The sequence below is a fragment of the Novosphingobium sp. HNCC26DJ243 genome (genome assembly GCF_057180545.1).
Genome location: NZ_JBXUGN010000001.1, coordinates 1,352,037 through 1,371,706, shown reverse-complemented (window position 1 = coordinate 1,371,706; position 19,670 = coordinate 1,352,037). Strand labels below are relative to the sequence as shown.

Annotated in this window: 23 protein-coding genes; 8 read left to right on the top strand and 15 right to left on the bottom strand. The window is 64.8% G+C overall.

Annotated features, from left to right (window positions below; all coding sequences use genetic code 11):
- Window positions 1–28 precede the first annotated feature (28 nt).
- Window positions 29–1,129 (top strand): 4-hydroxyphenylpyruvate dioxygenase, encoded by a 1,101-nt coding sequence (gene hppD / locus AC2A04_RS06685; protein ID WP_484211509.1) that lies wholly within the window; start codon window positions 29–31, stop codon window positions 1,127–1,129.
- Entirely contained in the window at window positions 1,126–1,686 is a 561-nt protein-coding gene (locus tag AC2A04_RS06680) for a VOC family protein (RefSeq protein WP_484211508.1), read from the top strand. The genes hppD and AC2A04_RS06680 overlap by 4 nt, the downstream gene beginning before the upstream one ends.
- Before the next feature lie 12 nt (window positions 1,687–1,698).
- Here the strand turns inward: AC2A04_RS06680 and AC2A04_RS06675 are convergent, their stop codons facing one another.
- From AC2A04_RS06675 to AC2A04_RS06660, 4 genes are all read right to left on the bottom strand, one after another.
- Window positions 1,699–2,451, bottom strand: a complete 753-nt coding sequence (locus AC2A04_RS06675) for an SDR family NAD(P)-dependent oxidoreductase (RefSeq protein WP_484211507.1) — start codon at window positions 2,449–2,451, stop codon at window positions 1,699–1,701.
- Entirely contained in the window at window positions 2,451–4,079 is a 1,629-nt protein-coding gene (locus tag AC2A04_RS06670) for an FAD-binding oxidoreductase (RefSeq protein ID WP_484211506.1), read from the bottom strand. The genes AC2A04_RS06675 and AC2A04_RS06670 overlap by 1 nt, the downstream gene beginning before the upstream one ends.
- The gene (locus tag AC2A04_RS06665) at window positions 4,076–4,402 is read right to left on the bottom strand and encodes a c-type cytochrome (protein ID WP_484211505.1); all 327 of its coding nucleotides are present in this window, start codon (window positions 4,400–4,402) and stop codon (window positions 4,076–4,078) included. Before AC2A04_RS06665 ends, AC2A04_RS06670 begins: the two co-directional genes overlap by 4 nt.
- Before the next feature lie 136 nt (window positions 4,403–4,538).
- Window positions 4,539–5,270 (bottom strand): SDR family NAD(P)-dependent oxidoreductase, encoded by a 732-nt coding sequence (locus AC2A04_RS06660; protein ID WP_484211504.1) that lies wholly within the window; start codon window positions 5,268–5,270, stop codon window positions 4,539–4,541.
- Between the two features lie 128 nt (window positions 5,271–5,398).
- On the opposite strand from AC2A04_RS06660, the gene AC2A04_RS06655 reads away from it, so the two are divergent.
- Genes AC2A04_RS06655 through AC2A04_RS06645 form a run of 3 tightly spaced genes read left to right on the top strand, consistent with a single transcriptional unit; the run spans window position 5,399 to window position 7,666 of the window.
- Complete coding sequence (locus AC2A04_RS06655) at window positions 5,399–6,610, top strand: toxic anion resistance protein (protein ID WP_484211503.1); 1,212 nt, start codon at window positions 5,399–5,401, stop codon at window positions 6,608–6,610.
- Window positions 6,611–6,617: 7 nt separating this feature from the next.
- On the top strand, window positions 6,618–7,373 hold the full coding sequence (locus AC2A04_RS06650; RefSeq protein WP_484211502.1) for a hypothetical protein: 756 nt from the start codon (window positions 6,618–6,620) through the stop codon (window positions 7,371–7,373).
- The gene (locus AC2A04_RS06645) at window positions 7,373–7,666 is read left to right on the top strand and encodes a polyhydroxyalkanoic acid system family protein (protein WP_484211501.1); all 294 of its coding nucleotides are present in this window, start codon (window positions 7,373–7,375) and stop codon (window positions 7,664–7,666) included. Before AC2A04_RS06650 ends, AC2A04_RS06645 begins: the two co-directional genes overlap by 1 nt.
- Before the next feature lie 7 nt (window positions 7,667–7,673).
- Here AC2A04_RS06645 and AC2A04_RS06640 read toward each other — a convergent pair whose 3' ends face one another.
- The 3 genes from AC2A04_RS06640 to AC2A04_RS06630 form a co-directional block, all read right to left on the bottom strand.
- Window positions 7,674–8,135 carry a DUF2721 domain-containing protein gene (locus AC2A04_RS06640; protein WP_484211500.1) on the bottom strand — a complete coding sequence of 154 codons (462 nt, stop codon included), beginning with the start codon at window positions 8,133–8,135 and terminating at the stop codon, window positions 7,674–7,676.
- A 111-nt stretch (window positions 8,136–8,246) separates the two neighbouring features.
- On the bottom strand, window positions 8,247–9,230 hold the full coding sequence (locus tag AC2A04_RS06635; protein ID WP_484211499.1) for a copper resistance protein B: 984 nt from the start codon (window positions 9,228–9,230) through the stop codon (window positions 8,247–8,249).
- Entirely contained in the window at window positions 9,230–10,957 is a 1,728-nt protein-coding gene (locus AC2A04_RS06630; RefSeq protein ID WP_484211498.1) for a copper resistance system multicopper oxidase, read from the bottom strand. The genes AC2A04_RS06635 and AC2A04_RS06630 overlap by 1 nt, the downstream gene beginning before the upstream one ends.
- A 172-nt stretch (window positions 10,958–11,129) precedes the next feature.
- On the opposite strand from AC2A04_RS06630, the gene AC2A04_RS06625 reads away from it, so the two are divergent.
- Together AC2A04_RS06625 and fghA are read left to right on the top strand one after the other, a co-directional pair.
- Entirely contained in the window at window positions 11,130–11,501 is a 372-nt protein-coding gene (locus AC2A04_RS06625) for a VOC family protein (RefSeq protein ID WP_484211696.1), read from the top strand.
- Window positions 11,501–12,346 (top strand): S-formylglutathione hydrolase, encoded by an 846-nt coding sequence (gene fghA, locus AC2A04_RS06620; protein WP_484211497.1) that lies wholly within the window; start codon window positions 11,501–11,503, stop codon window positions 12,344–12,346. Before AC2A04_RS06625 ends, fghA begins: the two co-directional genes overlap by 1 nt.
- A gap of 48 nt (window positions 12,347–12,394) precedes the next feature.
- On the opposite strand, the gene nusB is transcribed toward fghA, so the two are convergent.
- The 3 genes from nusB to hisG are packed head-to-tail and all read right to left on the bottom strand — an operon-like array spanning window position 12,395 to window position 14,798.
- A complete protein-coding gene (nusB, locus tag AC2A04_RS06615; RefSeq protein ID WP_484211496.1) occupies window positions 12,395–12,841 on the bottom strand; it encodes a transcription antitermination factor NusB in 447 nt (148 codons plus the stop codon).
- Window positions 12,838–14,127, bottom strand: a complete 1,290-nt coding sequence (hisD, locus tag AC2A04_RS06610; RefSeq protein WP_484211495.1) for a histidinol dehydrogenase — start codon at window positions 14,125–14,127, stop codon at window positions 12,838–12,840. Before hisD ends, nusB begins: the two co-directional genes overlap by 4 nt.
- Window positions 14,127–14,798, bottom strand: a complete 672-nt coding sequence (gene hisG / locus AC2A04_RS06605) for an ATP phosphoribosyltransferase (protein WP_484211494.1) — start codon at window positions 14,796–14,798, stop codon at window positions 14,127–14,129. The genes hisD and hisG overlap by 1 nt, the downstream gene beginning before the upstream one ends.
- A gap of 42 nt (window positions 14,799–14,840) precedes the next feature.
- Between hisG and AC2A04_RS06600 the strand changes: the two genes are divergently transcribed.
- Window positions 14,841–15,899: a DUF2332 domain-containing protein gene (locus AC2A04_RS06600; protein ID WP_484211493.1), complete on the top strand. Its 1,059-nt coding sequence runs from the start codon at window positions 14,841–14,843 to the stop codon at window positions 15,897–15,899.
- Window positions 15,900–15,903: 4 nt separating this feature from the next.
- On the opposite strand, the gene AC2A04_RS06595 is transcribed toward AC2A04_RS06600, so the two are convergent.
- The 5 genes from AC2A04_RS06595 to AC2A04_RS06575 are packed head-to-tail and all read right to left on the bottom strand — an operon-like array spanning window position 15,904 to window position 19,654.
- On the bottom strand, window positions 15,904–17,157 hold the full coding sequence (locus tag AC2A04_RS06595; protein ID WP_484211492.1) for a low temperature requirement protein A: 1,254 nt from the start codon (window positions 17,155–17,157) through the stop codon (window positions 15,904–15,906).
- Window positions 17,150–18,028 carry an alpha/beta fold hydrolase gene (locus AC2A04_RS06590; RefSeq protein WP_484211695.1) on the bottom strand — a complete coding sequence of 293 codons (879 nt, stop codon included), beginning with the start codon at window positions 18,026–18,028 and terminating at the stop codon, window positions 17,150–17,152. The genes AC2A04_RS06595 and AC2A04_RS06590 overlap by 8 nt, the downstream gene beginning before the upstream one ends.
- 27 nt (window positions 18,029–18,055) lie before the next feature.
- Window positions 18,056–18,946: a pirin family protein gene (locus AC2A04_RS06585; RefSeq protein ID WP_484211491.1), complete on the bottom strand. Its 891-nt coding sequence runs from the start codon at window positions 18,944–18,946 to the stop codon at window positions 18,056–18,058.
- Window positions 18,943–19,389 (bottom strand): NUDIX hydrolase, encoded by a 447-nt coding sequence (locus AC2A04_RS06580; protein ID WP_484211490.1) that lies wholly within the window; start codon window positions 19,387–19,389, stop codon window positions 18,943–18,945. The genes AC2A04_RS06585 and AC2A04_RS06580 overlap by 4 nt, the downstream gene beginning before the upstream one ends.
- Window positions 19,382–19,654, bottom strand: a complete 273-nt coding sequence (locus AC2A04_RS06575; protein WP_484211489.1) for a BolA family protein — start codon at window positions 19,652–19,654, stop codon at window positions 19,382–19,384. The genes AC2A04_RS06580 and AC2A04_RS06575 overlap by 8 nt, the downstream gene beginning before the upstream one ends.
- Between the last annotated feature and the right edge of the window lie 16 nt (window positions 19,655–19,670).

Below are 19,670 nucleotides of genomic sequence, written 5' to 3'. Positions count from 1 at the left end.
GATGAAACGATTTCAGGAGTCATGCCGAATGGACGTATCCCCCGTGACGGGCTTGCCCAACCCCCTTGGTCTCGATGGGTTCGAGTTCATCGAGTTCACCGCGCCGGAGGCGGGCCTGCTCGAGCCGGTGTTTGCGGCTATGGGCTTCACGCATGTGGCCGATCACCGGACCAAGGACGCGCACCTGTGGCGTCAGGGCGGGATCAACCTGATCGCCAATTACGAGCCGCGCAGCCCCGCGGCCTACTTCGCGGCCGAACATGGCGCTTCGGCTTGCGGTATGGGCTGGCGGGTCAAGGATGCGGCCAAGGCCTATGCCGTGGCTGTCGAGCGCGGGGCAGAGCCGGTGCAGGTCGAGACCGGGCCGATGCAATTGCGCCTGCCCGCGATCCGCGGGATCGGCGGATCGATCATCTACCTGATCGATCGCTACGACGAGGACATCTCGATCTACGACATCGACTTCCGCTACCTGCCAGGCGTCGACCGTCATCCGGTGGGGGCCGGCTTCCACACGATCGATCACCTCACGCACAATGTCTATGGCGGACGCATGGCGCACTGGGCTGCGTTCTATGAGCGGATCTTCGGCTTCAAGGAAATCCGCTATTTCGACATCAAGGGCGAATATACCGGCCTTACCAGCCGTGCGATGACCGCACCCGACGGGCTCATCCGCATTCCCCTGAACGAGGAAGGAAAGGCGGGCGGCGGGCAGATCGACGAATTCCTGCGCGCCTACAATGGCGAGGGAATCCAGCACATCGCCTTTGCTTGTGACGACCTGCTGGCATGCTGGGACCGACTCAAGGCAAGCGGCACGCCGTTCATGTCGCCGCCGCCGGAAACCTATTACGAGATGCTGGAAGAGCGCCTGCCGGGGCATGGCGAGCCTGTGCCCGAACTGCAGAGGCGGGGCATCCTGCTAGATGGATCGACCGAGGACGGCGATCCTCGCCTGCTGCTGCAGATATTTTCCGAGACGATGATCGGGCCGGTGTTCTTCGAATTCATCCAGCGCAAGAAGGACGAGGGCTTCGGCAACGGCAACTTCACCGCGCTGTTCAAGTCGATGGAGCGCGACCAGATGCGGCGCGGTGTGTTGCAGGTCGAGGAGACGGCGAAATGAGCGAAGCGACGCAGGCGCCGAAGCTGACCCGCATCCACCACGTGGCCTACCGCTGCCGCGACGCTGCCGAAACAGTAGCGTGGTACGCCCGCGTGCTCGGCATGGACTACGTGACCGCCTTTGCCGAGGACAAGGTGCCCTCGACCGGCGAGGACGATCCTTACATGCACGTGTTCCTCGATGCTGGCGGCGGCAATGTGCTGGCTTTCTTCGAACTGCCGAACCAGCCCGAGATGGGGCGCGATCCCTGCACCCCGGCGTGGGTCCAGCACCTGGCCTTCGAGGTGGCGGACGAGGCCGCTCTGCTTGCCGCCAAGGCACATATCGAGGCGCAGGGGATCGAGGTTCTCGGGCCGACCTATCACGGCATCTTCCGCTCGATCTATTTCTTCGATCCGAACGGGCACCGACTTGAACTGGCCTGCAACATCGGCACGCCCGAACAGCATGCCGAACTGAAGGACCTGGCACCGGTCATGCTGGAGGAGTGGAGCCGGACGCGGCGAGCGCCGCGCCAGGCTTCATGGTTGCACGTCGACCCTGCCGCAGCAGGCTGACCGCCCCCCAGGTCAGTGCGCGGTCTGGCCGCCGTCGATGGTGAAAGTCGCGCCGTTGATGAAGCTTGCGCCGTCCGAGCACAAGTGCAGCACGGTCGGGGCGATCTCCTCGGGACGCGCGGCGCGGCCCGAGATGTTCTGCGCGAAGAACATCTGGGTGAACTCATTGCTGTCGGCCCAGTGCTGCGTCATCGGGGTGACGACGAAGCCCGGTGCGATGGCGTTCACGCGGATGTTCGCTTGCGCGTACTCCACCGCCCCCGCCTTGGTCAGGCCCGCAACCGCGTGCTTCATCGCGCAATAGGCGCTCATGTTCGGGTCGGCAATCAGCGCGCCGACGCTGGCGGTGTTGACGATGGCCCCGCCGCCCACCTTCAGGAAGTGGCGGATTTCGGCCTGCATGGCGAAGAACACGCCCTTGAAATCGACATCGATCGCAAGATCCAGCTCATCCTCGGGGACTTCATGGATCGGGCGCTGGGGCGGGAGGACGCCGGCGTTGTTGAACGCGGCATCCATGCGTCCATATCGTTCGACGCAGGCTGCGACGAGGGCGTCGAGTTCGGCGGCATTGCGTACGTCGGTATAGCGGAAGGCCGCGTTGCCACCCTCGGCCACGATCATGTCGACGGTCTCCTGCGCGCGCGCATCGACATCGCCGATCATCACGCTGGCACCTTCGCGGGCGAAGGCGAGCGCTGTCGCCCGGCCGATGCCAGTGGCCGCGCCGGTTACGAGTACGGCCTTTCCTGCAAAGCGCTCCATCACATGATCCCCGACTTGCCGGGCGCAAGGATGCCGTTGGGATCGAGCGCATGCTTGATCTTGGCATTGAACTCGCGGTTCACCGAACCGTACTGCTGTGCGACGAGCTCCATGGAATTGACTCCGGTGCGGTAGCTTGCCCAGCCTTGCGCGCCGAAACGCGTGACCAGTTCGCGATAGCAGGCATCGGCCTTCTGGTGCTCTTCGGCGTCGGCCTTGTCGAACAGCAGCGCGATGATGTGGTGCAGGTCGCGCCAGCCGATGGCGTAAGCCGCCGTGTAGTCGAAGCCGTACTTCTCGACGATTTCCTTGGCGAGCGCGGTCTGGCGATCGGCCTCGATCCCGCGCGCGGCGGCAACGGGGGCGAACCAGGCAAGCCCGCCGCCCGCACCGCGCCAGCGCAGCAGGCCGATCTCGTCGAGATTGAGGCCGCCTTCCATAAGGGTCGCGTGATGGTGGAACCAGGGATTACCCTCCATCTCCGCGGCGGTCATCACTTCGCCGCCGCTTGCGGTAAGCTGCGCGCGGATGATCGGCTCGATCGCGGAGACGGTCTGTTCGGTGCCGTAGAGCGCGAAGTAGGTGTTCCACATGCCCAGACCGTTGGCCTTGGCCGCCTTCTTGAGCGACGCTTCATCGAGCGGTGCGCCATCAGGCACGATCTCGTTGCGGCGCTTGAACATGGCGAGCTGGTAGGACGCGCTCATCATCAGGTTGCAATTGGCGACGAGGCTCGAGACGCGAAGCGGGCGCATCGCCTCGATGATCTTGGGCGTGTCCTCCATGTTCGGGTGGCGCACCATGAACGGCTTGTAGACCGGGGGCCTGGGCATCAGCCACAGGCCCATCTTGGTGACGATGCCGTAGTTCGACTGGGTGAACAGCCCGTCGACATAGGGTCCGTAGCCCCACTTGAACGCCTGCCAGGCGGTGCTGCCCTTGATCGAGCCCATGCCGGTGCGCATCACCTGCCCATCGGGGAGGACGACCTCCATGCCGCACTGGAACGTGAAATGTTCGCCGTAGGGCGTGTAGCCGACGCCGCGATCGAGCGTATTACCGACAGGCGAGGCAATCGGGCCGACCGTGGGCACATCGATCCACAGCGGGATGTTGTTCTCTACCAGATAGTCCTTGAGCTGCTGGTAGGTCACGCCGGGTTCGAGCAGGCAGGTGCCGAGATCAGCGTCGACCTCGAGAATGCGGTTCATCCGCTTGAGATCGAGCACCACCTGTCCCGGGGTGGCCGGGGCGGTCATGCCATAGCCCATGTTCTTGCCGGTGGAGACCGTCCACAGCGGCTGCCGGTACTTGTTGGCGATGCGGACGATTTCCTGCACCTGCTCAACGGTTTCCGGGCAGACCGCGCCGACCGGCTTGTGATAGCCGTTGGGGTCGGGGATGTAGGTCTTGGCGTAGGGCGCGACGGCTTCCTCGTCACCGAACACCCATTCCGCGCCGACTACGCCGCGAAACGCCTTGAGCGCGCCAGCGAAATCGGCCTTGGTCAGGCCGGGCGCGAGCGGGGCGGGGTTCTTGGCGCTGGCCCCGGTGCCCAGCCCGAGACTGGCGGCGCCGATGATGCCAGCGCCGAGAAGGCCGCGGCGATCTATGTTGATATCGCTCATTGCCCGTGCTCCTCCTTGCGCGCTTCGCTCTTTTCAACCCAAGCGGCCAGGGCATCGAGTTCCGATGGCTTGACCTCTGTCGGACGGAAGGCGGGCATGCCGTTCTGGCCGTGGCGGACGATGTACTTGACGGTGTCGGCCGGGATAGCGCGACCGAGGATGATCGGGCCGACGTTACGCCCGTGGCAATAGCCGCAGGTCTTGGCATAAATCTGTTCGGGTGTGCGAAGGCCTTGCGCTTCGCCCAGTTTCTGCCCTGCGAGCAATGGCGCCGCGCACGCCATCACGCCAACGGCCAGTATCGGGCCGATCAATCGCTTCATCCCTGCCTCCTCGATCCCGTCATGCGCAGCGGTTCCTCCGCCTTCGCCTTTTGACAATCGAGAGCACTCTAACAGCGTGTGGCGCAAGAACCAGTGGTGCGCGCTAGAAAAATTACACTGTGTGAAATTCGAAGCGTCAGAACGGAAGCTCGGTTCCGTCCCACGCGATGAACTTGCCGCTGTCGCCGACATCAAGGCGGTCGATCACATCGAGCAGATGCGCAGCCGAGCGGGTGGGAGACAGCAGCCGGTCAGCCGAAACGCCGCGCTGGAACGGGCGGGAAAGCGCCGTGTCGACCGTGCCGGGATGGAGCGCGATGGCGACCGCTGATGCATTGGTGCGGGAGAGTTCGATCGCGAAGTTGCGCACGACCATGTTCAGTGCCGCTTTCGACGCGCGATAGGAATGCCACCCGCCGAGGCGATTGTCGGCAATCGAGCCGACCCTGGCCGAGATCGCGGCGAAGACCGGACGGCCTTCCCTGCGCAGCAGCCCCGCGCAATGCTTGCCGATCAGGGCGGGGCCGATGGCGTTGATCGCGAACATCTCGGCCATGGCAGCAGCGTCGAGGGCGCGCCAGGATTTTTCGGGTCCCTCGCCCGTGTCGCGAACAAGACGCCCCGTGGCGATGACGATGAGGTCCAACGGCCCGGAGATGGCGGCGCAGGCGGCGGCAATCGCGCTTTCGTCGAGCAGGTCGAACCGGTGCGGCGTGATCTTCGCGCTGGCCGCCAGATCGGAGCGTGCCACGGCATGGACTTCGGCCACGTCGTCACGCGCGGCCAGTTGCCCGACCAGCGCTGTGCCGATTCCGCCACTGGCCCCGAAGATTGCGCATCGCTTGCCGTCTGTCATGGTGCTGTTCATGGATCGTCAGGGCCCCTGCGTCGATATGGCCCTTCGCCGGTTGCTGTGTTGCAGCTATAATACAGCTTGCACCGCGCCCGATGAAATCCCATGTTGCGGGTCGACCACTACCGGAAAGCAAGACTGCGATGGCCACGACACCTACGGAAACTGCAACCGCCACTCCGTTGACGCTGACGCCGCCCGATCCGGTGCCGGTGGTCGCACCGGTGCAGGCAGCAGGTCTGGTGCCGGTTTCGGACGAAAACCGGTCGAAGCTGGAATCCAAGGTCGATGCCTTCGTGGCAGACCTGATCGCGCAGGATGCGCAGAGCCCGGAGTTCGGAAAGAAGGTCGATCAGCTGACCAACATGGGGCGCAAGGAAATTGCGCAGGCGGCGGGGATGGCCAACCGCTTTCTCGATCGCCCGATCCGCGCCATGGACAAGGACAGCGGGGTCGGCAACGATCTGGCCGCCTTGCGCCGAACGGTCGAAGAACTTGATCCAGGCCGTCAGGGCAAGCTGTCTTCGGGCCGCAAGTTCCTTGGCATCATTCCCTTCGGCAACAGCCTGAAGCGCTATTTCGATGGCTACACATCGGCGCAGGGCCACATCAAGGCGATCCTCGAACGGCTGGCTTCGGGCAAGGACGAGCTGCTGATGGACAATGCCGCGATCGACGTGGAGCGCGGCAAGCTGTGGGAGGCCATGGGCAATCTCGAGCAGATGATCCACATCTCCAAGACGCTGGATTCCAAGCTGGAGGACGCCGCCGCCGACCTCGACCATACCGATCCGGCAAAGGCCAAGGCGATCCGAGAGAGCGCGCTGTTCTACACGCGCCAGCGCACGCAGGATCTGCTGACGCAGATGGCGGTCACGGTGCAAGGCTATCTTGCGCTCGATCTGGTGAAGAAGAACAACGTCGAACTGGTCAAGGGCGTCGACCGCGCAAGCACGACGACGGTGGCCGCACTGCGCACCGCGGTAACCGTCGCCCAGGCGATGACCAACCAGCGACTGGTGCTGCAGCAGATCACCGCACTGAACACCACGACCGCCAACATGATCGATTCCACCGGCAAGCTCCTGCGCGAGCAGACCGGCAAGATCCACGAAATGGCGGCTTCGAGCACGATCCCGCTGGAGACGCTGCAGCGCGCGTTCCAGAACATCTACGACACGATGGACACGATCGACACGTTCAAGCTGAAGGCACTGGATTCGATGAAGCAGACGGTGACCACGCTTTCGGGCGAGGTCGAGAAGTCGAAGGGCTACATCGCGCGGGCCGAAGGGGCGGCGCAGGCCAAGCTGGCGGGCCCCGAAAGCTCACCACTGCTGAGTCTGGAGGGTTGAGGCGCTGATGGCCAATACCCCGGCGCATGACAGTGCGCGCATCCTTGCAGACGCGAAGTCGTCGCTCGTGCGCCAGCAGGCGGGCGGGCGCCGCTCGATCGGGCAGCGCTCGGCCGATCTGAAGCGCCAGCATCTGGGAAAGAAGCTGGCGCGCATGGCGATGGCGGTCGGCGTGCTGCTGGTCGGCGCGATGGTGGCAGGGCTGGTGATCGACGGCATCGGGTTCACCGGGGTGATGATGCTTGCGCTCGCGATTGTTGGCGTGCTGGTGTTCTTCGCGAAGTATCCCACGCTCAAGGTTCCCGATCTTGCGGCGCTGAACACGGGCGACGTGCGCACGATGGTTGGGCGGACGGAGCTGTGGCTGGAAGCGCAGCGGCCCGCGTTGCCTGCGCCCGCAGTGCGGCTGGTCGACCAGATCGGCGTGCAGCTCGATGGACTGGGCGTGCAGCTTGAAGGCATCGATCCGGCCGAACCTGCGGTGGGCGAAGTGCGCCGGCTGGTTGGCGAGCATCTTCCCGGCATGGTCGAAAGCTGGCGCAAGATCCCTCCGCACTTGCGCAAGGAAGAGCGCGGCGGCCGCAACGCCGACGAACAACTGGGCGAGGGCCTTGCCAAGATCAGCAAGGAAATCGACGAGATCACGCGGCAACTGGCGGCGGGCGATCTCGACGCGCTGGCTGTGCGCGGGCGCTATCTGGACTATCGCTATGGCGAAGGGCTAGACGCCGCACCCCAGTTGCAAGCACCCAAGGACGCCTGATGCGCATAGCCATCCCCCATACGCTCGGCCGCGATGAAGCGCGCCGCCGCCTGCGCGAAAAGTCGGCTGCGGCCATGGCCAAGGCCGAGAGCATGGCGACGATTACCACGCACTTCGCCGACGATGATCACATGGTCATGTCGGTGGGAGCGATGGGCTATAGCGTCGATTGCTCGGTCGAAATTGCCGACACCGAACTGGTCGTCGATGTCGATCTTCCTGCGAGCCTTGGCTTTGCCAAGCGCATGATCGAAGGCGTGATCAAGGAAAAGACGGGCAAGCTGCTGACCTGATCCTGCGTCAGATATCCCGCTCAAGCTCCAGCAGTTCCTGCGGAAGACGCAGCGAGTTTGCTGCGATGCGGGTTTCCAGCAGAAGGAAGACCAGCGCGACCATCAGCAGCGCGATCGCCACGAAGAAGGTGATCCCGGTGAGGTTGCGCAATTCCAGCCCGGCCATCTCGCCGATGAACAGCGAGCCGACCGTCACGCCGATTGCAAGCCCCGAGATGACCAGCGTCAGCAGGGCCCGGCCGATAAGATGAATGCGCCGGTCTACGTAGCGAATCTCGATCACCACGACATCGTGGGCCTTGCCCGCGGTTTCACCGTGCAGCTTCTGCAAGGTGCGCGAACGATCGACGATGCGGCCAAGCCGCGTCGTCAGGATGTTCATGATGTTGCCGATCGCCACCAGAACGAACACCGGGGCGAGAGCGAGCTGGATGGTCTGGGCAATGACGCCAGTATGGGCAGGATTCATGGATCGGGACTCTGATGGCAGGATTGCTCCAGTCGCATGCAGGCAGCCCCATGGGCAAGCAGGATACGTCTGCGCAGCCCCATTGGGCTGATTATGGAACAGGAAGCCGCATCAGAACCACATTCTGATGCCAACGACGGCGCTGGCAACCGAAGGTGTATCGCCCGCAGCGCGCGACAGGCGAGCAGTTTCACCCAGTTTGCGCTCCCAGTGAATGCCGACGTAAGGCGCGAATTCGCGGACGATCTCGTAGCGCAGCCGCGCGCCAAGCTCGATCTTTTCCAGTCCCGCGCCGATGGCAAGCTCGGGTACGTCCTGTGCTGCGGCGTTGATCTCAAGCGAGGGTTGCAGGATCAGGCGCTGGGTCAGGCGCATGTCGTGTTCGGCCTCGAGGCGGAAATGGACGTCTCCCTTGTTCGAAACGAAGGCGTGGGCACCGATCTCGAACCAGTAGGGCGCCAGACCCTCGATCCCGACGACTGCGTAAGTGCGGTCGGGGCCGGGGGCGAAATCCTGCCTTGCGCCGATTTCGAGGTTCCACCACGGATCGAGCGCGTGTCGCCAGGCCGCGCGGACCTCGGCGCTTTCGACCGCGCCCCGGAACGTGCCTTCGCCTTCCGTTTCGAACGACAGGCGGTCGATGTCACCGCCGGTCCAGCCCATTGCCTGCCAGCTATAGCCATCGCGGTCCTTGCCCGCCCGGTATTCGAGGCGGTCCGCGATCAGTGCGCCGCCGGAAAAGCGGCTTTCCTGCGCAAGCTCAGCGCGTGCCTTGTCCATGCGCGCCTTGTCCCAGAACGCATCGGCGGGATGATCGGCCGGGACAGGAGGCGGCGGCGCAGTACCAATCGTTTCGGCAGGACCTGTAGCCATTGCGTGGCCGGTGTGGGCAGAATGGTCCATCGGCGGCGTGGCAGGCGCGGGTTGCGGCTTGCCGTCCATTGCGCTCATGTCGTGGCCGGAGTGGTCCATACCTTCCATGCCTTCCATCGCGCCCATGTCGTGCCCGGCGTGGGGGTCTTGCACCTCCTGCGCTGATGCAGGCAGCGCCGTGAAGGCGGCAGCGATGACGCAAAGGGTGCCGAATGCGCGCATCACGCCGCGCCCTTTTCGGTGCGGACGGTGACGACGCGCATCATCCCGGCATGCATGTGCAGCAGCATGTGGCAATGGAACGCCCAATCGCCTTCGGCATCGGCGGTAAGGTCGAAGCTAACCTTGCCCCCGGGCAGGACGTTGACCGTGTGCTTGCGCGGGCGGTGGCCGGGCTCGCCCGTGACCAGTTCGAAGAAATGGCCGTGGAGGTGGATCGGATGCGGCATCATCGTGTGGTTGATGAGGTTGACCCTGACCCGCTCGCCCGTGCGGAACGGGATCGGGTCAGCGCCGCCCGAAATCGTGTCGCCATCGATGGACCACATGTAGCGTTCCATATTGGCAGTGAGGTTCACATCGATCTGCCGCGTCGGCGTGCGCGGATCGGGATTGGCGACGCGGGCGCGCAGGTCCGCATACGTCAGGACGCGATGGTGCTCGTCCTCAAGCCCGGTGCCACGATCGGCAACGCGATTTGCGGGCATGGGGGAGATGGTGGCGACGCCCGGCCCCTTCTTGACACCTGGAGCAGCGGAGAAATCGCGCATCTTCATGGAGTGGCCTTCCATGCCGTCCATATCCATACCGCCCATATCCATGCCCATATCGCGCATGGTCAGGAGTGGACGCTTGCGCAGGACGGGCACGGGGGCGGCCATGCCGAGTTGAGGCGCGAGCGTTGCGCGGACCAGACCGGAGCGGTCGATCGCTTCGGCGACGATCCCGAAAGCGGTCGCCTCGGTCGGTCGGACGATCACGTCGTAAGTCTCGGCAATGGCGATCTGGATTTCGTCGGTTTCAACAGCGGCTACATTGCATCCGTCGGCTGCCACGACCGTCATCGGCAGGCCCGGAATGCGCAAATTGAAGTTGGTCATCGCCGAGGCATTGATGATCCGCAGCTTCACGCGCTCGCCCGGAGCGAATAGCGCGGTCCAGTTGGCGGCGGTATCGTGACCGTTGATCAGGTAGCTGTAGGTCGCGCCGGTCACGTCAGAGATGTCGGTCGGGTCCATGCGCATCCTGGCCCATTCCAGACGATCCTTGAGGCTCTGGTCCCTGCCCTTGAGCAGTCCCGCTACCGTCTGGCGCTGCCAGTTGTAGTAGCCGCCCATCGTCTTGAGCTTGCGCAGCTGGGTGTGGGGGTCCACCGGGCTCCAGTCGGCCAGCATCAACACGTATTCGCGGTCGAATGCCACCTCGTCGGGCGTGGCCGGATCTACAACGATGGGGCCGTAGAGGCCGACCGCCTCCTGCATGCCGGAATGCGAATGATACCAGTAGGTTCCGGACTGCACGACGGGAAATTCATAGGTGAAGGTTTCGCCCGGATCGATGCCGGGGAAGGAGACGCCGGGGACGCCGTCCATCTGGAACGGCACCAGCAACCCGTGCCAATGGATTGAACTGGGTTCCTTCAGCCGGTTGGTGACCGCGATGCGGACCTTCTGGCCCTCGCGCAGACGGATCAGAGGCGCAGGAATGGTGCCGTTGACCGCAACCGCCGCGGCCGAGCGCGAGCCGACCGAATAACGTGCCTCGGCGATGGAAAGCGCGATAGATTCGCCCGACAGCGTGCCGCCAGTGTTGCGCCCGGCCAGCCCGCCTGCACGACTGGCGTGATGGCCATGGCCGGACTGGGCCCAGGCAGGGAACAGTGGAGCAAGGCCAAGGGCCCCGGAGCCGAGCAGCATATGGCGACGGTCGAGCAGGACAGGCTTGGTCATGGCAATCCATTACATGGTATGAAAGCCTTATGCTTCAAGGCATTTCGGTCGGCACCGCGCCACAGGACCGATCGCGGACGCCCGTGCAACAAAGATTTCCCGCACGGGTGCTTGACCCGCATGGCAATTGCCCCACACATCGCACTTCGCAACCTATCGAGGGAGAGTGCCTGTGTTCAGTCATGTCATGGTCGGCAGCGACGATATCGCGGCGTCGAAGAAGTTCTACGATGCGACCTTCAAGGCCTTTGGCGGCCCCGAAGCGATCACCGATCCCAAGGGTCGCCTGATCTACCAGCACAACGGCAGCATGTTCATCGTGACCCAGCCGATCAACGGCGAGCCCGCCTGCGGTGCCAACGGCGGCACGATCGGCTTCCGCATGACGCCCGAACAGGCCGATGCCTGGCACGCCGCCGGCGTGGCCGCTGGTGGGACGGCTTGCGAAGATCCGCCGGGACCGCGCGCAGGCTCGCCTTATTACCTTGCCTATCTGCGCGATCCTGCGGGCAACAAGCTCTGCGCACTGGACGTTATCGCCTGATGACAATCGAGACGGTTTCGACGAGCAAGGCCCACGGCGGCACGCTCGGCGTGTACAAGCATGAATCGACCGCGACGGGGACGGGGATGACCTTTTCGGTCTTCCTGCCCCCGCAGGCCGAAGCGGGAGCGAAGCTGCCGGTGCTGGTCTATCTTTCGGGCCTGACCTGCACTCATGCCAACGTCACCGACAAGGGCGAGTATCGCAAGGCCTGCGCCGATCTCGGCATTGTCTTCGTTGCGCCGGACACGAGCCCGCGCGGCGAGGGCGTTGCCGACGATGCGGGTGCGGCCTACGATTTCGGGCTTGGCGCGGGTTTCTATGTCAACGCCACGCAAGCGCCCTTCGCGCAGCATTACCGCATGTGGGATTACATCGCCGAGGAATTGCCCGCGCTGCTCGCGGCGAACTTCCCGGTCGATACGGGGCGCATGGGCATTACCGGCCATTCGATGGGCGGACACGGCGCATTGACGCTGGGTCTTACTTATCCCGACCGGTTCAAGTCGCTTTCGGCTTTCGCGCCGATCGTCGCACCGGGGCAGGTGCCATGGGGCCACAAGGCGCTCGGCGGCTATCTGGGCGATGACCGGGCGGCGTGGCGGGCCCATGACGCCGTGGCACTGATCGAGGACGGCAAACGGCCTGCGGGCGCGATCCTTGTCGATCAAGGCGATGCAGACGGGTTCCTGGCCGAGCAACTTCGACCCGAACTGCTCGATGCCGCATGCAAGGCGGCGGGCGTGGACCTGACGCTGCGCTTGCAGCCGGGTTACGACCACAGCTACAATTTCATCTCGACCTTCATGGACGATCACATCCGCTGGCACGCCGAGCGGTTGTAGTCACGGCAGCCTTGGCACCCCGACTCGAACGGGGATGCCAAGGTCGCGTTAGCGGACCGCCTTGGCCACGGCGTCGAGGATGCCGTTCACGAACTTGGCCTCACGCTCGTCAAAGAAGGCGTGGGCAACGTCCACGTATTCGCTGATCGCGGTGCCGACGTTGACGTCGTTGCGGGCCATCAGTTCATAGGTTCCGGCGCGCAAGATCTGCAGCATGGTCTTGTCGAGGCGGGGCAGCGCCCAGCCTTTGGCCAGCTTTTCCGAGAGCAGCGCGTCGATCTCGTCGCGGCGGGCATAGACGCCCTGAACCACGTCGTCGAAAAAGGCGACGTCTGCCTTGGCGTATTCGACGTCCTCGATCTCCGCGCCCAGACGGTGCTGGTGGAACTCATCGAGCAGGATGTGCAGCTCGGTGTGCTCCATGTCGCGCTGGTACAGCGCTTGGACGGCGGCGAGCCGCGAGGCAGCACGGGCCTGGCCGGAAATGCGGCTCATATCCCGAGCCTCAGTTCGATCGAGCGGGCGTGGGCGGCAAGCCCCTCGGCATCGGCAAGTGCGATGGCGGCTGGGCCGACCGCGGCAAGCGCGGCGTCATTTGCCGCGATGAAGCTTGTGCGTTTCATGAAATCCATAACGGAAAGGCCCGAGGAGAAGCGCGCGCGCCGCCCCGTGGGCAGGACGTGATTGGGACCGGCGACGTAATCGCCGACCGCTTCGGGGGTCATGCGGCCAAGGAAGACCGAGCCCGCGTGGCGGATCTGGTCGAACAGGACCTCGGGGTTGTCTGTGGCGATCTCGACGTGTTCGGCGGCCAGCGCATTGGCCAGCGCAGGTGCTTCATCGAGCGAATCCACGACGATGATAACGCCGTGATTGTCCCAGCTTGCCTTTGCGACCTTGGCCGTTGGCAGCATCGCGATCTCGACGCCGATCATGTCGGCGACCTGATCGGCAAAAGCGGCATCGTCGGTGATCAGGATGGATTGCGCGACGGGATCGTGTTCGGCCTGGCTGAGCAGGTCGGCGGCGATCCATTGCGGATCGTTGTTCCTGTCGGCGATCACGAGAATTTCCGACGGGCCTGCGACCATGTCGATGCCGACAACGCCGAAGAGCTGGCGCTTGGCTTCGGCGACCCAGGCATTGCCGGGGCCGGTGATGACATCGATCGGGCGGATGCGCTTCGTCCCGTAGGCAAGTGCGGCGACAGCCTGCGCTCCGCCGACGCGCCAGACTTCGTCGGCACCGGCAAGGTGTGCGGCGGCCAGAACCAGCGGATTGGCCTCACCCCTGGGCGTGGGCGTGACCACCACGAGCCGCTCGACACCCGCGACCTTGGCGGGGATGGCGTTCATCAGCAGCGACGAGGGATAGGCCGCGCGGCCGCCGGGCACATAAAGTCCCGCGCCGTCGACCGCACGCCAGCGTGCGCCCAGGCGCATGCCGGTGGCATCGGTATAGTCGCGGTCCTCGGGGAGCTGCGCCTGATGGTATTCGCGGATGCGCTGGGCGGCAAGTTCGAGCGCGGCGCGCAGATCGGGCTGGAGCGCGTCGAAGGCCTCACGACAGGCCTCGGGCGAAATCCGCCAGGCATCGTCTGCAGGCAGGTGCCCGTCGAACTTCTCGGTATATTCGGCAAGCGCCTCGTCACCGCGCAGGCGAACGTCGTCGATGATCGTCTGCACGTCGCGCGCGACGTTCTCGTCGCTCTCGCGCCGGTCCTTGACCAGACGGGCAAAAGCGCGCGGGAAATCGGGATCGCTGGACTTGAGGCGCTGCATCAGGCGGCCTTCCGCGTCGAAACCATGGCGCGAAACGCATCGACGAGGCCGCCAAGCCGCGCGCTGTCGGTCTTGAGGGCCGCACGGTTGACGATCAGGCGTGCCGATACGGGCAGGATCTGGCTCGTTTCGACCAGACCGTTCTCCTTGAGCGTGCGGCCCGTGGAGACGAGATCGACGATGCGGCTGGCAAGGCCCAGTGAGGGCGCAAGTTCCATGGCTCCGTTGAGCTTCACAACCTCTGCCTGCACGCCCAGCTTCTCGAAGTGGCGGCGGGTGAGGTTGGGATACTTGGTCGCGACGCGGGCATGGCTCTCGCGCGCGTTGGCACCGCTTTCGACCATGCTGACAGGCTCTGCCACCGAGAGGCGGCAGTGACCGATGTCGAGATCGACCGGGGCGTAGAGGTCGGCATAGTCGAATTCGTCAATCACGTCAGAGCCGACGATGCCGGCGTGCGCCGCCCCGTGGGCGACGAAAGTCGCGACGTCGAAGGCGCGGACGCGGATGATCTTCACGTCGGCGCGGTTGGTCGCGAAGGAGAGTGCGCGCGAGCTCTTGTCGAAGAACTCGGCCTCGGGCACGATCCCTGCCTGCTCGAGCAGAGGCAGGGCCTCGTCGAGGATGCGGCCCTTGGGCAGGGCGAAAACGAGCGGTGCGGCGGTGGACATAGCCCGCCGCCCTTATGGCAGAGCGGCGCAAAGGGCAACCGAATGAACCCGATCATGGAGATCGAAGAAGTCGCAAAGGCCATCGCTTGGCAGGCCGACCATGCCACGAACAATGGTGCACCCTGCACGGGGCGGGTGGTGCGGGCGCAACTGCGGCTGCTGGATGGCACAACGCAGGTTGGCGCGCGAATCGCCGCCTGGCCGGGAAAGCCGCTGGAAGATGCGCTGCCGCTGCGGCTGGCGGGCGGCCATCACAATCTGCTGCTTACCGGCAAGGATACGCGCCTTGCCGGGGTATATCGCGGCGAGGTGACCGATCAGCGGGAGGTCGATGCTCTGGTCGTGGCGATGACGCGCGAACATGACGAGGACCTGTTGCCATGGCTCGACGGGCCGCCGCAGACCAACGAGGCGGGGCGATCGGCCTCGATCATGGCGGCGCTGCTCTGGCTTTCGTGTAAGGTCGGGCCTCGGTTCGAACTGAACGAGCTGGGCGCGAGCGCAGGCGTCAACACGATGATGGAGCGGTTCTTCTTCAACCTTGGCGGCACGATTGCCGGTCCTGCCGATTCGCCGATGCGCATCGTGCCTGAGTGGCGCGGGGACGCGCCGCCGCGCGCGGAAGTCGAAATCGTGGGCATGCAGGGATGCGACCGTGCGCCGATGAACCTGGCCGATGCCGGACAGGCGCTTCGCCTCAAGTCCTATGTCTGGGCCGAGGTGACCGAGCGCATCGGTCGGATCGATGCGGCGATCGCGCTGGCGGCCGAGCGCGCGCCGGACCTTGTGGAGGCCGATGCAGGAGACTGGGTCGAACAGCGTCTGGCAGCGGCGCAGGAGGACGATACCACGCGCGTCATCTTCCATTCGATCGTCTGGCAGTACTTGCCGCCCGAAACGCGGGCACGGATCGAGGATGCCATGGCGCAGGCGGGTGCGCGTGCCGATTCCCGACGCAGGCTGGCGTGGGTCATGCTGGAAACCAACCGGCAGACGTTCCGCCACGAACTGACCGTTCGATACTGGCCGGACGGGGCGGAGCCGGTACTTCTGGGCACCGCTCATGCCCATGGCGCGTGGGTCGAGTGGTTTGGCGCTTGAGGACTCAGGCGGCGGGACCGGCCGCTGCCTCGATCCTTTCGCGCCAGCCGCCGTGGAACGAAACCCATTCCCAGATGGCCACGATGGCCAGCACGGCGACCGATAGCGCCACGAAGACAATGGCGCTCGGCGGCCGCGCCCATGTCCAGGCCGTCAACGCGACTATCATCACCGCGCCCGCGATGTGGCTCATCGGAAAGTTGCCGCGCTGGCTGCTGAACCGCTTGAACGTGCCGACGCCGCCCAGATAGACGAGCATGCCGATCGACTGGAACAGCAGGAGGCCGGTCGAGGTGCGGCCCTCGGGCGTCTGCAGCACGAGGGCATCGGCCACGGCGGTGATGACCACGCCCGCGACGATCGGCATGTGCAGATAGGTGAAGGCATTGCGCGCGATGCGGCCGGGTTCGGCATGGTGTTCGATATGATCGGCGCCCCGCGCCGCGCCGCGATCGAAATATATCCACCACATCAGTACCGATCCGACGAAGGCGAGCAGGAAGGCAAGGATGCGTTCCGTCTGCATCGGCAGGGCAGCGAAGCTCGCCCCGGTAACGATGATGCCTTCGCCAAGCGCAATGATCATGAACAGCGCGCAGCGCTCGGCCATGTGGCCGCCCGAGATCCGCCATTCGGACGGATCGGACCGGCCAAGGCCCGGAATGCGATAGCCGACCGAGGGGCCAAGATACTCGATGGCGAGCGCGGCAAGCCAAAGTCCGATGCGCCATTGCGTTTCATGGGCAAGCGCGCCGGCCAGCCAGAAGCCCGAGGAAAGCACGAACCAGCTCAGGATGCGCACCATGTTGATGCCGGCGGCGCGGTCGTCGCGCCCCATCGCCCAGACCATGAACGCGGTGCGCAGGACCTGCAAACCGCTGTAGCTGGCGGCAAAGACCAGTCCCATGTCATTGTCGCCATGGACAAAGGCCTTGGGCATCGCGACGGCCATGATCATGCTGGCGAGCATGACGAGCAGCAGGACGAAGCGCACCGGCACCCGCTCCGGATTGGCCCAGTTGGCGACCCAGGTGGTGTACATCCAGGCCCACCACACCGCCATGAACAGCACGACGCCCTCGATCAGGCCGGACCAGCCCGGGTGCATCAGCAGGAAGTGCGAAACCTGCGTGATGGCAAAGACATAGACGAGATCGAAGAACAGCTCGAGATAGCTGACCGGCGCATGGCCGCCATCGTGATTGCGCAGCAGCGAACCGGGAGGGACGGCGGATTGCTTCGTCGTGTCTTCAGCCAAGAAATCGATCCAATGCCGCGTTCACCTTTTCGGGCGCTTCCCACGGCACGAAATGCCCGCAATCGTGAACCGGTTCCAGCGTGAGGTTGGGCACGAGCCTGTCCATGCCATCGAGATTGCAGGGCGGCAGGGCGAGATCGTCCATTGCCCAGATCACAAGCGTAGGAATTTGCAGCGGCGGGAGCGGCGCATCCTGATAGCCTGCGGGCAGTTCGAAAGGCGCGTCCATCGGCGGCACCGCCATCGGGCTGGCGCGATACCAGTTGAGCATGGCGATGGCGGCGTCCGGATTCGACCAATCCTTGAACAGGGCCGCGCGTTCCTCGTCCTCCATCACCGGCGAACGCTCCCAGTTGAGCGCCTTCAACAGCAGTGCGCCGAGGCCGTGTTCGCGCACCAGCTGATCATTGGCCGTATCGCGGAAAGCGCGCATGTACTGGCTTGCGGCGCGCTGCTGCGGATCGGTCCAGAGCAGGCGGGGAAAGAGGACGGGGTGCGGGGCATTGGCGATCACCGCGCGAGTGACGCGCGTGCCTTGTCCCAGCAGCGCCACCCCCCAGGCAATCGCGCCGCCCCAGTCGTGGCCGAGGATGGTGAACTGCGCAACGCCCAGCGCATCGGCAAGCTGGAACACGTCTCCGATCAGCTTGTCGGGGGTGTAGCTTGCCACATCCTGTGGCTTGGACGATCCGCGATAGCCGCGCTGGTCGGGCGCGATGCAGCGGAAGCGCGTTGAGAGATGCGCGATCTGATGGCGCCAGGTGCGGTGGCTTTCGGGAAAGCCGTGGAGGAAGATCAGCACGGGCGCGTCGCGCGGGCCGGTGTCGACAACGTCGAGTTCGATGCCGCTGGGCAGTTTCACTCTCGTCATGTCCACGTTCACCTCTCCTTGTTTCTTTCAGGGATAGCTGACGGTCGTGGCAACGCGAGGCAAGGGGATAAATTCCGCTTCGTCCTCTGGTACGCTGGGAAAGCGCCCTTCCTGCCAATCCGTCTTCGCCTGGTTGATGCGCTCGCGGCTGGAGCTGACGAAGTTCCACCAGACATGGCGGCGGGTCTGGAAGGCCTCACCGCCCATGAGCATCACGCGGCCGCCGGTTTCGGATTGCAGCTTCAGCACCGCGCCCGGGGCGAGTACGACGAGGTCGTAAAGGGCAAGAGCGTGTCCGTCGATGCTTGCTTCGCCGCCCACGAGCATGACCGCGCGTTCGTCGGTATCGGCATCGATCGGCAGGCTGCCTCCGGGAGCCAGAAGGATCTCGGCATAGATCGTTGCGGCGTGTTGCGTCGTCGGTGCGGTCTGGCCCCAGAGCGTGCCCATGATGACGGTGGCACTGGCGCAGACGTCTTCCACCTGCGGCAGGGCGGTGATCTGTTCGAAGGCGGGGGCGATCTCTTCCTTGCCGTCGGGCAGGGCAAGCCAGGTCTGCATGCCGTAGAGGTGTGGGCCGCCCGGGCGCTCGGTCTCGGGCGAGCGCTCGGAATGGACGATGCCGCTGCCTGCGGTCATCAGGTTGACCTGTCCGGGGCGGATCGTGGCGAAAGAGCCGAGGCTGTCGCGGTGGTCGATCGCGCCTTCGAACAACCATGTGACCGTCGCAAGATTGATGTGCGGATGAGGGCGCACGTCCATCGCGCTTCCAGGCGGCAGATGCGCAGGGCCAAACTGGTCGACGAAGATGAACGGGCCGACCATCGTGCGCTGGCGCGAGGGGATGGCGCGGCGGACCTCGAAGGCGCCGAGATCGTGCGCGACGGGAGTGATCGTCTGGATGAAAGGTTCGGTCACGCTTGCACCTCTGATTCGAGGAGTTCGAGGATGTTTACGGGAAACACCGGCTCGAGCCAGTTTGCCAGTTCGGCTCGGTTAAACCAGCGAAATTCCTTGATTAGTTCGCGCTCTATCGCGGTGTGACCGGTGGTATCGGGGGTGAAGCTGCGGGCGAACACGCGGAAGAAGCGTTCGTCCGAAGTGATCGGCTCGCCCTCGAGCGTGAGATAATCGTCTGCCCGGCGCGCGACTTCCGGGCCGCAGCTTTCGACGCGCAGGCCGGTCTCTTCAAACAGTTCGCGCACGGCGGCTTCGTGGAAATCCTCGCCCGGATCGCATTCGCCTCCGACGCCGCACCAGAACGGTGGACGGTCGGCAGGGGCGAAGCGGATGAGGAGCAGGCGGTCGTGCTCGTCGAGCAGAAGGATGCGCGCGGCGCGGCGGATCCGGCGGCTATTCACCCGGAGCGCGAGCCTTGATCGCGAGGGCATGCACGCGCTGGCCGGGCAGGTCGCCCAGCGCCCTGTTGACCATGCGCTGCCGGCTGAGCCGGGATTGGCCGGCAAAGGCCGCGCTTTCGATTTCCACCGTGAAGTGCGATTCGCCAGTGCCATCGTCGCCCATGTGGCCGGCGTGGCTTGCGCTGTCGTTGATTACGGCAAGGTGGGTGGGGGCGAGAGCTTCTGTAAGAAGCCGTTCGATTTCCAGTGCAATTGGTCCTGTCATGACTTCCCTTCTAGCC